This window comes from Acidobacterium sp. S8, assembly GCF_009765985.1.
Classification (GTDB): domain Bacteria; phylum Acidobacteriota; class Terriglobia; order Terriglobales; family Acidobacteriaceae; genus Alloacidobacterium.
The window spans coordinates 190,592-203,452 of the sequence record NZ_LMUM01000034.1 but is presented as its reverse complement, the minus strand read 5'-3'; the positions used below and the strand labels follow the sequence as shown (position 1 = coordinate 203,452).

Annotated in this window: 11 protein-coding genes and 1 tRNA gene; 5 read left to right on the top strand and 7 right to left on the bottom strand. The window is 54.6% G+C overall.

Features of this window, described 5'->3' with window-relative positions; all coding sequences use genetic code 11:
- Positions 1-8: 8 nt before the first annotated feature.
- On the bottom strand, positions 9-638 hold the full coding sequence (locus tag GSQ86_RS16105; RefSeq protein WP_158750959.1) for an FMN-binding negative transcriptional regulator: 630 nt from the start codon (positions 636-638) through the stop codon (positions 9-11).
- A gap of 314 nt (positions 639-952) precedes the next feature.
- On the opposite strand from GSQ86_RS16105, the gene GSQ86_RS16100 reads away from it, so the two are divergent.
- The 3 genes from GSQ86_RS16100 (at position 953) to GSQ86_RS24005 (ending at position 3,662) form a co-directional block, all read left to right on the top strand.
- Positions 953-1,777, top strand: coding sequence for a hypothetical protein (locus GSQ86_RS16100; RefSeq protein ID WP_158750958.1), 825 nt, complete (start codon positions 953-955; stop codon positions 1,775-1,777).
- 416 nt (positions 1,778-2,193) lie between these two features.
- Entirely contained in the window at positions 2,194-3,087 is an 894-nt protein-coding gene (locus GSQ86_RS16095; RefSeq protein ID WP_158750957.1) for a DGQHR domain-containing protein, read from the top strand.
- 233 nt (positions 3,088-3,320) lie between these two features.
- Entirely contained in the window at positions 3,321-3,662 is a 342-nt protein-coding gene (locus GSQ86_RS24005) for a GIY-YIG nuclease family protein (RefSeq protein WP_158750956.1), read from the top strand.
- Positions 3,663-3,703: 41 nt separating this feature from the next.
- Here the strand turns inward: GSQ86_RS24005 and GSQ86_RS16085 are convergent, their stop codons facing one another.
- From GSQ86_RS16085 to GSQ86_RS16075, 3 genes are all read right to left on the bottom strand, one after another.
- Positions 3,704-4,564 carry a sugar phosphate isomerase/epimerase gene (locus GSQ86_RS16085; protein ID WP_158750955.1) on the bottom strand — a complete coding sequence of 287 codons (861 nt, stop codon included), beginning with the start codon at positions 4,562-4,564 and terminating at the stop codon, positions 3,704-3,706.
- Between the two features lie 411 nt (positions 4,565-4,975).
- A tRNA-Thr gene (locus GSQ86_RS16080) sits at positions 4,976-5,051 on the bottom strand.
- 545 nt (positions 5,052-5,596) lie between these two features.
- Positions 5,597-6,715, bottom strand: a complete 1,119-nt coding sequence (locus tag GSQ86_RS16075) for a DUF6599 family protein (RefSeq protein WP_158750954.1) — start codon at positions 6,713-6,715, stop codon at positions 5,597-5,599.
- Between the two features lie 162 nt (positions 6,716-6,877).
- On the opposite strand from GSQ86_RS16075, the gene GSQ86_RS16070 reads away from it, so the two are divergent.
- Positions 6,878-7,294, top strand: a complete 417-nt coding sequence (locus tag GSQ86_RS16070) for a hypothetical protein (protein ID WP_158750953.1) — start codon at positions 6,878-6,880, stop codon at positions 7,292-7,294.
- Positions 7,295-7,367: 73 nt separating this feature from the next.
- Here GSQ86_RS16070 and gyrA read toward each other — a convergent pair whose 3' ends face one another.
- Positions 7,368-10,025, bottom strand: coding sequence for a DNA gyrase subunit A (gyrA, locus tag GSQ86_RS16065; RefSeq protein ID WP_158750952.1), 2,658 nt, complete (start codon positions 10,023-10,025; stop codon positions 7,368-7,370).
- A gap of 207 nt (positions 10,026-10,232) precedes the next feature.
- Between gyrA and GSQ86_RS16060 the strand changes: the two genes are divergently transcribed.
- Positions 10,233-11,405, top strand: coding sequence for a glycosyltransferase family 39 protein (locus GSQ86_RS16060; RefSeq protein WP_158750951.1), 1,173 nt, complete (start codon positions 10,233-10,235; stop codon positions 11,403-11,405).
- Here the strand turns inward: GSQ86_RS16060 and GSQ86_RS16055 are convergent, their stop codons facing one another.
- On the bottom strand, positions 11,406-12,557 hold the full coding sequence (locus GSQ86_RS16055) for a glycoside hydrolase family 47 protein (RefSeq protein ID WP_216841186.1): 1,152 nt from the start codon (positions 12,555-12,557) through the stop codon (positions 11,406-11,408).
- On the bottom strand, positions 12,557-12,787 hold the full coding sequence (locus GSQ86_RS23155; protein WP_216841185.1) for a glycoside hydrolase family 47 protein: 231 nt from the start codon (positions 12,785-12,787) through the stop codon (positions 12,557-12,559). The genes GSQ86_RS16055 and GSQ86_RS23155 overlap by 1 nt, the downstream gene beginning before the upstream one ends.
- Positions 12,788-12,861 lie beyond the last annotated feature (74 nt).

Genomic DNA, 12,861 nt, shown 5'->3' with positions numbered 1-12,861 from the left:
TTTAGCAATCAGCCTCGGTCCTCCAGAGCATCCAGCATCAACCGCTTCATCTCGCCGCCATCCTCCAGCCCTTCCACCACTCCGCGGCGATCCTCTTCCGAGCGATTCTGGCTCAACTTCCATTTACCCTCCAGCCGCTCAATCTTCATCTCCAATCCGACAATCCCTTTAAGCATCGGCGCCACATACTCCTCTGGAGCATCGCTCACCGCCCATGGATTCTGCATGCCCGCCTCATGAATCTTCGTCAGGCTCTCCACATGCGCCCGCAGCCACACAACATCGTCCATCACTTTTAGATAGCCATAGGCATGCACCACCACATAGTTCCATGTCGGAACCACCTTGCCCGTCGCCTGCTTTTCCGCATACCACGCCGGAGAAATGTAATGCTCCGCGCCGGAAAAGATAGCCAGCGCCTGCACGTCTGGATCGAAATCCTTCCACTGCGCGTTTGCCCGCGATACATGACACCGCAGCATCCCAAAGGGCGCAGCTCGCTCATCAAGGACCATTGGCAGATGCGAAGCAAACAACCCCGACGCGCCAAACGTCACCAGCGAAGCCAGCGGATGCGACCGCATCAGCTGATGGATAACGGGAACTCGCGTCTCCTCGTTGAACTTCGGAATATACATGCCGATTCCTTTCCGGATGCATCCCCATTATGCACGGAAGGCGCCTTCATCATTCTCGTAGCGCGTCGCTGAAAGCAGTCTTATAATGCCCTTTATTCGCGACACCGCGATGTCACGGCCCTGTATTCTTCTCCCCTAATGGTCATCCAGCACGCAACCGAAGCAGCTAAAGCACTGGCATCAGGAGTTGAGAAATGGACAAACGGATACGCCGGAATGAATTCTGCGTCATAGGCCTTCCACGCTGCGATTTTGTTTTTTCCTCTTCGCGCACCTGTTTCATCGGCTATGGATTCAGCGAGAGCGCTCTCGAGATGACCATCCTGCGAACGCTTTTGGAAAAGCGTGGCATTGAAGGCATCGAGGCCGCCGGTGAAATCGCGCCCGGCCAGAGCGCCTTCTGCGCCAAGATCTGTTCCAAGATCATCCAGTCGCAGTTCTGCATCATCCTCGCCAACAATCGCGTCAAAGACGGCGTCGAGAGCCCCAGCGCCAACGTCAACATGGAATACGGCCTCGTCCTCGGCTTCAACAAATACGTCATCCCCTTTCAGCGGGACTCGCAGCGTCTGCCCTTCAACGTGGCCGGACTCGACACCATCAAGTACTCCAATGAAACCTTCGCCCGTCAGGCTGCCGAAGCTATCGATGTCGCCATCGCCGCCACCGGTCAGGAAGTCGCGCCCGTCCTCACCCCCGATCAGATCGTCGAATCCTTCCTGCTCTCGCAGCGCCTGCTCGTCGTGCCCATCACCAGCGAAGGCGATCGCAGCCTCTTTCAGATGGGCCAGCCCCTCGGCTTCACCATGCTCATGACCTTCGACGGCATGCGTTATCTCTACTTCGGCAACTTCACCGCCCTCCGTACCGAAACCATTCTCTGGCGTATCCGCACGCTCGAAGACATTGTCAAGGAGCGCGTCGCCTCGCTGCCCCAGCGCGTCAAAATGGGAATCATCCAGCCTGAAGCCGTCGCCCTCTTCGAAGGATTTTTCAACGAGATGCAGATCCTGCTGCTGGTCACAAGCGACGACGAGCGCGAAAAGATCAAGGCCACCCTCGCGGACAAAGGCACCCGCTGGCCCGTGCAGGTCTTTTCATTGAACGACATCAACGCCACGCTGCAAAACATGGCGTAAGGCGAGCACTCAAGGCTTCGATATTTCCCGCGTAAGCGGCCGTGATTCTGAGGAATAAAGTGACGAAGAATCGGAGATGCAGCATCCGCTGCCTTGGCGGATCACGCTTTGATCCGGACCATGCCAAGTCCGCAGAATGTTCAAGCCTTTCGGCAGAAGCACCGGTCTTTCAGGCTGGTGAAAGCTCCAACAGCCATCTTCCGACAATAAATCCTTCCATGCACGTTTGCGGAAGTCTGTCATCAAGAACCATTGACGATTGCAAGCAACCAACCCCATGTCACCAGCAAAGCCGGGTGGGAGCGCATCGACCGATGAATGACAGAAATGTGTGTCTCTTGATTGCAACTTTATCCGAAAGTTTGGCAAAAGTGATGATAGGTTAAGATGGACATATTTTAGGGAGAAACTAGTCAATGCTTATTAAGCGCCCAGCAAGCAAGATACTGCAGGGAAATCTTTGCTTATTCGCTTCTAGCTTGCGGATAAAAGACTTGAAGATACCTAATTTCTTCAAAATCGAAACGCCTGATTCAGGCTTAGGCGTTGGTTACCAGCGCGTACTCAACGAAGCACGGGCGAAACGATTGTCAGAATATCTCCTTGAGGGACATCGAGAGAAAGAAGCCTTCCTGCCCACATCGATCTTTCTCGCCACGGACAAACTACTTCCTTTCGACGAAGAAACTAACACGATTACCATTGACACGGAAAGAGTAGGTGCCTTCAATGTGGTTGACGGCCAGCATCGTATTCGGGGACTTATCCTTGCCTCGGAAAAGGATGCGTCGATAGATTCGTTCGAGGTTCCAGTCAATATTGCTGTCGATCTCGATGAAATCAGCCAGATGTGTCATTTTCTTATTGTGAATACGACCCAGAAAGTTGATGTTGCAATCGAGCAGCAAATCGTTGCTCGTCTCACGGACTTGATTAACTTCAAGAAAATGCCGGTGCTTCCACGTTGGATTCAGCGTCAAGTCGACCGCGGCGAGGATCAACGTGCTCTAGCTATTGTGAATTTCTTAAATATATCTCCGGATTCACCTTGGAAGGGGCGGGTGCTTATGGCCAATAGTGAGGATGAGTCTGGTTCTTCATCTATGAACCAGAAAAGCTTTGTAACATCGATCAAGAAACATGTACTTGTTCCCTCTAATCCGGTAGGAGGCCCCGCCTGGACAGTAGAAAAGCAGCAAAAGGTACTCCTCAATTATTGGCGAGCTATTAAAAGATTACTAGTCGATAAGGACAATGAGATTTCCGTTGTGTTTCGAACGAATGGATTGGAACTCTTTCACGGAGCATGACCCGCTGTATTTCTGCATCTCACGAATCGGCAGGATTTCAAGGAAGAAACTATAGTCAATCTTCTCGCCCATGGTTTCGAAAACCTCCCGACTGAATTTCTCGGCATGGCCCAGCCTCAGTTTTGGTACCGCGGCAATACGGCCTCCGGCATAAATAGAGCGTCTATACGCAAATATGCCAATGCATTGTCTGCAGCTATTAACGTTCCCCAAGTTTCGGGAGACCCCGTATTTTGAAAGTCACTTCCTTGATTCCGTCTCCTGGACCTCTGACACCCTTCGAGTATTTGCCGGTCCGATCTGTCGGAAACGGTCCTGGGTGCTATGTTCTTACTAATGCGGGAGGAGATATCCTCTATATCGGTCAAGCCACATGCATCAGTAGCCGTCTGCTGCAACACCTAGATGCAGGTCGCAATCGAGAAATGACTTCTTTGGGCAAAGCTTCTTTAGTTTCGATTTTGACTTTGAAGGAGGTCATTCAACTGAATGCATATGAGAGAGGATGGATCAATCAGTACGAGTTGACTGACGGCTGTCTGCCGCCACTCAACAAAGTCCATGACCACCTATAGCGATATATCTCGCGCATATCCAGATTAATAGCCAAAAAACGTCACCCCTGATATCCCATCTCCCCCAGCACCTTGCGTATATAGTCAATGCTCTTAGTAGCCCCGGGCATAGGATCATCCCCATGTACCTCGTACTCTAAGTCAACGTCGCCCTTGTAATTGATCGCAACCAGCGCTTCGAAGATTTCACGCACAGGCATCTTGCCATCGCCCACCGCCACCTGGCTTTCTTTCGCCTTGAAATCGGTCAAATCCTTCATATGCACATCGAAGAGGCGCGGTCCCACTTCCTTGATCGCCGCTACCACATCCGTCCCCGTTCGTACCGTGTGGCCCACATCGATACAGCAGCCCATGCGCGGGTCCATGCCCTTGACCGCATTGAGCACATCCAGCGGCGAGTGCCAGATCTTGTCCTCCGGCCCATGGTTATGGATGGCGATCCGGATGTCATACTCCTTCACAAACTTCTCGATGCGTGGCAGCGCTTCCGGCGTCGGATCACCCGCAACGATGACCTTCACTCCCGCACGCTTCGCATATTCAAAGCGGGTGCGCACATCGTCGTCATCATCTTTGGGAAAATAGACAGCCCCGACGGCGGTCAGCTTGATGCCGGCCGCCTTGTAATCTGCAACAGCCTGATCCTCGGCTTCGGCCGAAGACATCGGCAGATGGTCCTTCGCGTCCTTGGCATTCAGATTGGTGAGCTTCAGCTCTTTCATGAACTGGATGACATGCGCCCGGTCAAACTCGCGAAAGGTATAGCTGCACATGCCCAGTTGAAACGGCGCGGTCTTTTTGCCTTTGGCAAACAGAGAAGGAACAGCAACGGTGGAGGCGGCAGCAAAAGCGCTATAACGCAGAAAATCCCGGCGGCTGGCAGACATGGCAGCCATCATAATTTTCCGGACTACTGTATGTCGAACCAACCAGACAAGATCGCCCCAAAACAGCCCAAAAAGAACCGCTCAGCGAGACAACTTCCCCGGCTTAAATGCCGTGGTCATGAGCGCAGTCAAAGGGCCTGCCCTGAGCCTGCCAAGGGGGACCGCGCGAACAGCTTGTGCTAAGCCTTGCGCAAGCCCAGCCCTTTGCCGACGGCCAAATACTTCTCAAGCCCATGATGTCTAAAGCTTCATAAGTATTTGATTACAAGATTTTTAATGATGAATAAAAGCGCAGGAAAGCATGCTGCTTTTCGCCAAACGGATGACGTATGCCAAAAAAACATTCGCCCAGCCTAAGTGTCAGAACCACATGTTGAGGCTTGCCTCGTGGCCTGCTGCCTCGGTTATGTTTCGGAGTGACACTGGAGCCGACGACCGGACTTGAACCGGTGACCTGCCGATTACGAATCGGCTGCTCTACCAACTGAGCTACGTCGGCCTGCTCTTTGGATTTTATCGCAAAGCGGCTACGTCGTACACTGTGGTGCGGTTATAGCGCCACCCCTTTCACTACGGCATCAACTGATAAGAACGAGATGATCTTAGCTGTATTTTTCCTACTGATATTGTGCATGACCGCCGGGCAATCCGTATTTGGGCATAGGGTTCGGATGACCACCACACCCATCTCGTTTGCTTTTTTTTGCGGAACAGATCAGCAATTTCTGGTTGACAACAAGGGAAATTAGACGAGAGAAGCCGCCCGGCAACAGGGCGGCTTCTCTCTTTAGGGAGAATAGTTCCAACGGAGGCAAAACCATCAGAACTTTCTGGCGAAATACTATGGGCACTCCGTAGGGGTGTCAAGGCAAAATCCGGAGCAATATAAATCTTCGAGAATCAACCTATTACGGACATTGACTTTCCTAATATCAAGCCGGTTTATCTTTGCCTAATTTTCGCCTATGGTCGGTTTGCCCGTTGCAAGGGCGTTTATTTTCTTCGATTTAATTCATATTGCACATGAATCGGTGCAATCAACGGTCACCGCAACTTCAGGCTGATGAAGTCTTCCTCGTTCAGAGTTGACGCGGGTTTGCCGCGAAGTCTGCGAAACATTGCGCGTCCTCCACCAAAAAACAGCCCAAGGATAATGGCTGCGCCGCCAAGAATTCCAGTGAGGTAGGCAATGCCGAGAAGCAGCCGCGCGGTCTTCGAGGCTTCGCTCACGTAACCTTCGGGATGGTTCCAGGTGATGTCGGCGTTGTAGTTAATCGCATTCAGAAGCTTATGCGCTTCATTTACAGAGAAGCTACCGCTGGTGATCGCGACGATGGGGCCGCTGCGGCGCACCAGCAGGCTCACAGGGCTGCTCTCGGCTAACGGCTGAGGCCATGCTGCCTGCGGCGAATTGCCGGCCTTTAGCAGCGCCTGAATCGCCTGCTCCTGATGGATGGCCATCTGCGGTGTCGGATACATGAGCAATGTCAGCGTTCCGTCGCCGTCCTGGGTGGAATAGTTTGCCGTCACCACTTCCGCATCACGGTCAAAGCCAATCACCGTCGCGGGAAGCACGCCGCCACTTCGTGCATAAGCAACCGGACCGACGCTGTAACGCAGGGTTCCCTGGTCGAGAGAGGCCGGAGGGAAATATTTCGGAAGCGGAGGCGCTACCGAGCTGGGACCGCTGATCTTTGGCAGATCGGCGGCGAGCTCGCGCAGCTGTGCCGCAGACATCGCCGTCAGATGGTCGAAGGTGGCGTCGATCAGCGTTGCGCCTGTCCAGAAGAGGACGCGCACGCCATCGAAAGCTCCGTTGCTGCCGATGTCCTCCTTCAGCATGCCGGGCCGTCGGTAGAAAGTAAACGCGCCGTACGCGCCGGTGGCATCGGCGAAGCGGATCGCCCGTATGTTCAGCTTGTTGTCAGCCTGGGTGTAGTTGGCGGAATCAAATTCGGTGAAGCCATATTCGCGTAAGGCTGGTGCGTCGGTCTGATCGGCCGCTTCCGGCGCAGTGCTGCTCTTTGGAGCTGCTGCCTGATGCCAACCGGCGAAATCAGAAGGAAGCAGCGGTGGTTGCGCTGGCGCAGCAGACGTCTTCGAAGCGTGGAGACAGGTGGAAGCGATAGCGAGAACAGCGATGGAAAGCAGGCGGCGCAACATAACGGCTTGTTGTTGAGACTACCACCGCCGGAGTTTCGCTGCAGGAAATCTCCCGTCCATTCACGCCGCTGGCCAGTAGAAGAGAACAGTTCGCCCAATCCAGATCGCGCAACGAGCGTAACAGCTTCACGATGCTTTCAAGGCAAGCCAAGGAGGGATCCCATGAAAGCACTTTTCCTATTTGTTGTTTGCATTCTGTTATCGCCGGCCTGCTTTCTGCATGCGCAGATAGACGACAGGCCATTGATGAAGGTCGATATACCGTTCGCCTTCACCGTCGAGAACGCCCGATTGCCGGCAGGCAGCTACCTGATTTATGAGGTGCAACTCAACCGGATATGGAGGGTGAGCTCAGCCGATCGCAAGAGAAGCGTCCTTTTTCATATTTCTGCGGGCGAAGCGCGCCCAAGTCAGGCGAAATTAACCTTTCTTCATTATCCGACCGACTACGTATTGCGTCGGATTGAAGGTGGAAACGATGGCATGGTGGCTTCGCTCTCCACCGGCAAACGAGAGAGGCAACTGGCAAGCAATCATCTCCCGATCGAAGAAGCGACGATCAACGCTCAATCCGAATAAGTTGCTCCCTGATGCGAAGAGGGCATCGAAATTTCTTTCGATGCCCTCTTCGCTCTTTTTATTTTTCAGGATGCTATTGGAGTAACGTCCCATTCTCCGCTTCCTGCTTGGCTTCTTCAGGTGGAATGACGACGGCGGCCGCTACCTTGTCCTCGTCTTCGAGGTTGAGCAGCTTCACGCCCTGCGTTGAACGTCCGGCCGCGCGGATCGTCTTGGTGTCGATGCGGATGATCTTGCCGTACTGGCTGATCACCATCAGTTCCGATGTTTCATCCACCAACTGGATCGACGAGACTTTGCCGTTGCGAACCGTCGTCTTTACATTAATGACTCCCTTGCCGCCGCGCGTTTGGAGCCGATACTCGTCCACATCAGTGCGCTTGCCAAAGCCGTTCTCCGTGATGCTGAGAATGAGGCAGTCGCAGTTGACGCCGCCTTCGTCTTTCCTGCGCTCATGCGGAGTGACCGCAAGTCCGACGAGATAATCCTTCTTGCCGAGGTCGATGCCGCGCACGCCGCGGGCCGGACGGCCCATCGAGCGCACATCGTTCTCATCGAAGCGGATCGCCATGCCCTCGTGTGTGGCGAGAAAGACAATCTGGTGGCCGTCGGTAAGACGAACGCCAATCAGCTCGTCATCCTCATCGACGCCGATAGCGATGATGCCGCGTGCCATGACATTCGAGAAGTCTTTGAGCGGCGTCTTCTTGACCGTTCCGTTACGCGTCGCGAAGAAGATGAATTTGCCGTCTTCTTCAAGGTTGCGTACCGGCAGAATATTACGAACCGTCTCACCTGGCTGCAGGTTCAGCAAGCTCTGCATCGACTTTCCCTTGCCTGCTGCGCCGACGTCGGGAATCTCGTACACCTTGAGCCAGTACACCCGTCCCGTGTTGGTGAAGCAGAGGAGGAAGGCGTGCGTTGAATCGACAATCAGCTGCGAAACAAAATCCTCTTCGCGCGTCTTCATGCCGGTGCGTCCCTGCCCGCCGCGCCGCTGCTGGCGATAGGTCGAAATCGGTGTCCGCTTCAGGTAGCCTTGATGCGAAACAGTTACCGCAACCTGCTCGTCTGCGATCAGGTCTTCGAGCTGCAGCTCGGCAGTCTCGTCGATGATCTGCGTGCGGCGCTCGTCGCCGTAGTCCTTACGGACGGCCTCGAGTTCCTTGACGATGACGGCACGCAGCTTCTTTTCTGAACCTAGAATCGATTCGTATTCATCGATGCGGCCACGTACATCAGCCAGTTCCTTGAGCAGCTCGTCGATCGAGAGCTGAGTGAGGCGATAGAGCTGCAATTCGAGGATGGCGTCGATCTGGCGGTAGCTGAGAGTCAGCGTCGGCGAGATGAGCGTTGCCGGATCGATAGCGTATCGCGCTGGATCAAGCTTGACGCCTACAAGCGCCTGGTCACGCACAGTGATGGTTTTGCCGGAGAAGAACTGGAACAGGTTCTCACGTGCATCGCCACGCGAAGAGGATCCGCGAATGATCTTGATGACATTGTCGAGGTGATCGAGTGCGATCTGGTAGCCGAGCAGAATGTGCTCGCGTTCACGCGCCTTGCGCAGCAGGAAGGCCGTGCGGCGCCGGACCACATCGACGCGGTGGTCGAGAAAGTGGCGGATCGCCTCATGCAGCGGAAGCTCGCGTGGCTGGTTGTTGACCACGGCAAGGAAGATCATCGAGAAACTCTCTTGCATCTGCGAGTGCTTGTACAGCTGGTTGAGAATGATCTGCGGCTCGGCTCCACGCTTAAGCTCGATGACGATGCGCATGCCGTCGCGGTCGCTCTCGTCGCGTACGTCGGAGATCTCGTCAATGATTTTCTCGTTAACCAGTTCAGCGATGCGCTTGATGAGCGTGTTCTTGTTGACCTGGTAAGGAATCTCGCTGACGATGATCGCCTGGCGCCCCTGGTTCAGATTCTCGATGGCGCACTTGGCGCGCATAAGGAAGCGACCGCGACCCGTTTTGTAGGCGTTGGCAATGCCGCTGCGACCATAGATGAAGCCGCCCGTCGGAAAGTCCGGCCCCTGCACATGCTTGAGCACTTCTTCGAGACCGGCGTGCGGGTTGTTCACCATTTCAATAGCGGCGTTCACCACTTCCGTCAAATTATGCGGTGGGATATTTGTCGCCATGCCGACGGCGATGCCGTTCGCGCCATTAATGATGAGATTCGGAGCGCGTGCAGGAAGCACCGACGGCTCGAAGGTCGATTCGTCATAATTCGGAACGAAGTCCACCGTCTCCTGATCAATGTCGGCGAGCATCTCACCTGCGAGCTTCGTCATGCGGGATTCGGTGTAACGCATGGCCGCGGGCATATCGCCGTCGACAGAGCCGAAGTTGCCCTGACCATCGACCAGCACGTAGCGCATGCTGAAGGGCTGCGCGAGACGCACCATGGTGTCGTAAATGGCCGAGTCACCGTGCGGATGGTAGTTGCCCATCACATGACCGACAACCTTGGCGCACTTGGTGTACTTTTTATTGTGCTGCAGGCCCATGTCGTGCATGCCATAGAGAATGCGGCGATGCACCGGCTTCAGTCCGTCGCGAACGTCGGGCAAAGCGCGACCGATAATGACCGACATGGAATACGCGAGATACGAATTCCGCATCTCGTCTTCAATGTTGATCGGAACGAGGTTGGCTGCGCCAGGTCCTGTGGGACCGTCATTGCCGCCATTGCCGAGGGGAAGTAGTGGGTTCTGATCGTCTGCCATAGATTCGTTTCGAGGTTTCACACCGACCACACGATGCGGCAGTTGGGCCACAGCCAAAGAAGTGGGTGATATGAACCTATCTTTATGATACTAAAATAGTTAGCCCTCAGCAACGCTGCTTAGTCTATTGCTTTCATGGGTTTGCAGACGTCGAAATTCTGTCTCTTGAGAATGTCCGGTACACTGGGTTCAGAATCCCACGAAACGATGCCGCCTTCGACAGCCCACAGCATCCGCAAATTCCGCTTTAACCGTCCACAACAGATCGCCGCAGCCATGCTCTTTCTGCTGCTGGCGCAGTGCCTGTGGGTTACAAAACACCAGACGCTCAGCGAAACGGACTACCAATTTGCACGCTGCGGACGCGAGATGTGGGAGAAGCCATCGCCGCTTGCCGGGTACTTCACCAGCTGCGGAAATATCCACGACGGCACACTGGCGTATCGCGCTGCCGGCCTGCCGCTGACGATTCAGCGCATCTTCGCAGGCCAGGAATCGTCCACTTCTACCTGGGAGATGCGTCACGAAGTCGGCAACGTCAAGCTTTTTATCCGGCTACCATTTATTCTGGCCGGCCTCGCTCTCGGAGCCTGTCTCTGGTGGGTTACGCGGCGCCTCTACGGAAATACCGGCGGTTACATTGCGCTGGCGCTTTACTGCTTCGCGCCTCCCATCGTGCATGCCTGCACTTATCCGAATAACGAGATTCTTGTGGCCTTCGGTTTATTCGCGACTGTCTATACGGCCATCGGAGTCGCACATGCGATGCAAGGACCGCAAAGCAAGTGGCGGCCACGCATTATCCTGCTGACGCTCGCGTTTGGATTCACGGCAGCTGCACATATTTCGGCATTCATCCTCGGCCTAGTGCTGGCTATTGCATTCATGGCTTATGTTGCGGAAGGCAGACGCTCCTACCTGCCTACGCTGCTCATCCTATGGATTCTGGGTGGATTATTCCTGCTCTTTGCGTCATACGCTTTTCGTCCGGACGCCTTCAGCTATGTCTTCCGCAGCGAAGCCGGTAAGCTGTGGTTCTCGCTGAGTCAGGCAGGCGCATTCTTTTCGTCACTGACAAACGCAGGCATCACCATTGCCGCTGTCGGAGCGCTCGGGTTCTATCTCGTCTTCCGGCGGTCCCGTTACTTCGGGAACACTACACCACTGCTGGTGACTTCCCTGCTGCTTATCCTTGTTACTCCGGGCGTGCAGAGCGAGCCCTGGCTATGGGCACTCCCGTTTCTGCTCGCTTTCATCGGCGGAGTCTTTGCAGATGTGCTCGAAACCCGCTATCGCAAGCCCTTTCTCTGGATCACGAGTGCAGTTGTCGTCGCTGAGGCCGCCTTGTGCATTGTAGGATTACCCCTGCTGGCGCAATAGCTATTTGGAGGCAGTAATGAAATTCCGCTTCAGCGGATGCGCCTCGGTATTAAAGACAATCGAATCGAAATTGAGCGTCGATGGTGGCGCAAAGATCAGATAGAGATACTTCATCGTCTCGGCAAAGAAGAAGCTCTCCATACTGTCGGTTTTCTGCTTCGTGCGAACGTCGCTGAGCGCGGCAAACCCTACATCAGTGCGGCAGTACTTCACCAGCGAATCGAAAAAGGTCTGTCCCATGGTGAGATATTTCGGATCGTGTGTGTAGTGGTAGAGGTAGTAGGCAGATTCGATGATCTCCGGGCGCAGGGGATACGCTGCACTGGCAATCTGCATCTTCGCGTAGTCGAAGCTATCGGGCTCGACGCCGGCGAAATTCCACATCAGGTAGCTTGAATCCTCAAGCTGCGCTGCGCGCTTGCGATCGCCGGAGAGAGCCAGCACTGCGGGATAAAAAGCATCGAGAGCACCGTAATAAGTAGAGACGCGCTTGCCAGTCTCCATGTTGGCCTGCCCATACCAGAGGCCGTTCGGACGTTGATCGGCGAGATATTTATTGATTGCGCGTGCACTTTGCGTCCACATGTGCTCGCAATCTTTGTCGTGAAAGAGGATGGCGCACTTCAACAGATACTCATAATAGGAGTCGATGCCACCCATGATGCCCGCTGTCTGGTCGGTCCACTTCCCGGTCTCCACGTTAATGCCAATGCCAACCAGACCGATCTTCGACTGGCGCTTATACATCTCAACCAACGCGCGCTTGGCCTTGTCGTAGTACATTTGCTTGCCGGTCAGTTTTGCCAGCGTTCCATACTCCAGCAGCAGACTGCCCACCTCCGCGGGATTGCTCTCTGCTCCGCGTACTGCGCCGGTATGCAAGTTCACATATTCATAAGGCATGCCCGTCGGGGAATTGAACATGGGGAGCATGCGGCGGCCCAGATCATCGGCCAGTTCGAGCAGACGCTTGTCTCCGGTCAGCTCATAACTCGACATCAGGCCACCCATCATGCGGATGGTGATCTCGAAGTCCTTCACATACATGTCCTGATCGAAGTCGAGCTTCTCGTCGATCAGCTTGCGCGCTTCGTCGGCTTGTGGCTGCAGGCCCATCAGGATCATCGTGTCCAGGCCATCGACCGGAGTCATCAGCAGCGAATGTGCAACCAGTCGTGCGGCTTCTTGCTCAAGGGCATCAAGTCGTCATGGCCCCACGCATACTGGCGATAGCCATCCCATGCATGGAGAAACTCCTGGCGCACACGATGAGTCATCTCTGTCTTCTGATCATCGGACATCGGTGATGGGGCTGGCTGTGCGAATGCAACGGAAGAGAGGGCGAGAACGCCAATCGAAAGCAGGACAGACTTGAAACGCATACCTACCAATCTAATGCAAAACGACAGTGATGGAAACGATTCCAAATGCATATCTGACATCCACTTTTCTAAAC

Bases quoted from the DNA above. Each gene is read 5' to 3' on its own strand.
- gyrA (WP_158750952.1), bottom strand. From the start codon at position 10,025: ATGGCAGACGATCAGAACCCACTACTTCCCCTCGGCAATGGCGGCAAT.
- GSQ86_RS16095 (WP_158750957.1), top strand. From the start codon at position 2,194: ATGCTTATTAAGCGCCCAGCAAGCAAGATACTGCAGGGAAATCTTTGC.
- GSQ86_RS16100 (WP_158750958.1), top strand. From the start codon at position 953: ATGACCATCCTGCGAACGCTTTTGGAAAAGCGTGGCATTGAAGGCATC.
- GSQ86_RS23155 (WP_216841185.1), bottom strand. From the start codon at position 12,787: ATGCGTTTCAAGTCTGTCCTGCTTTCGATTGGCGTTCTCGCCCTCTCT.
- GSQ86_RS16075 (WP_158750954.1), bottom strand. From the start codon at position 6,715: ATGTTGCGCCGCCTGCTTTCCATCGCTGTTCTCGCTATCGCTTCCACC.
- GSQ86_RS16055 (WP_216841186.1), bottom strand. From the start codon at position 12,557: ATGACTCCGGTCGATGGCCTGGACACGATGATCCTGATGGGCCTGCAG.
- GSQ86_RS16105 (WP_158750959.1), bottom strand. From the start codon at position 638: ATGTATATTCCGAAGTTCAACGAGGAGACGCGAGTTCCCGTTATCCAT.
- GSQ86_RS16085 (WP_158750955.1), bottom strand. From the start codon at position 4,564: ATGATGGCTGCCATGTCTGCCAGCCGCCGGGATTTTCTGCGTTATAGC.
- GSQ86_RS16060 (WP_158750951.1), top strand. From the start codon at position 10,233: ATGCCGCCTTCGACAGCCCACAGCATCCGCAAATTCCGCTTTAACCGT.
- GSQ86_RS16070 (WP_158750953.1), top strand. From the start codon at position 6,878: ATGAAAGCACTTTTCCTATTTGTTGTTTGCATTCTGTTATCGCCGGCC.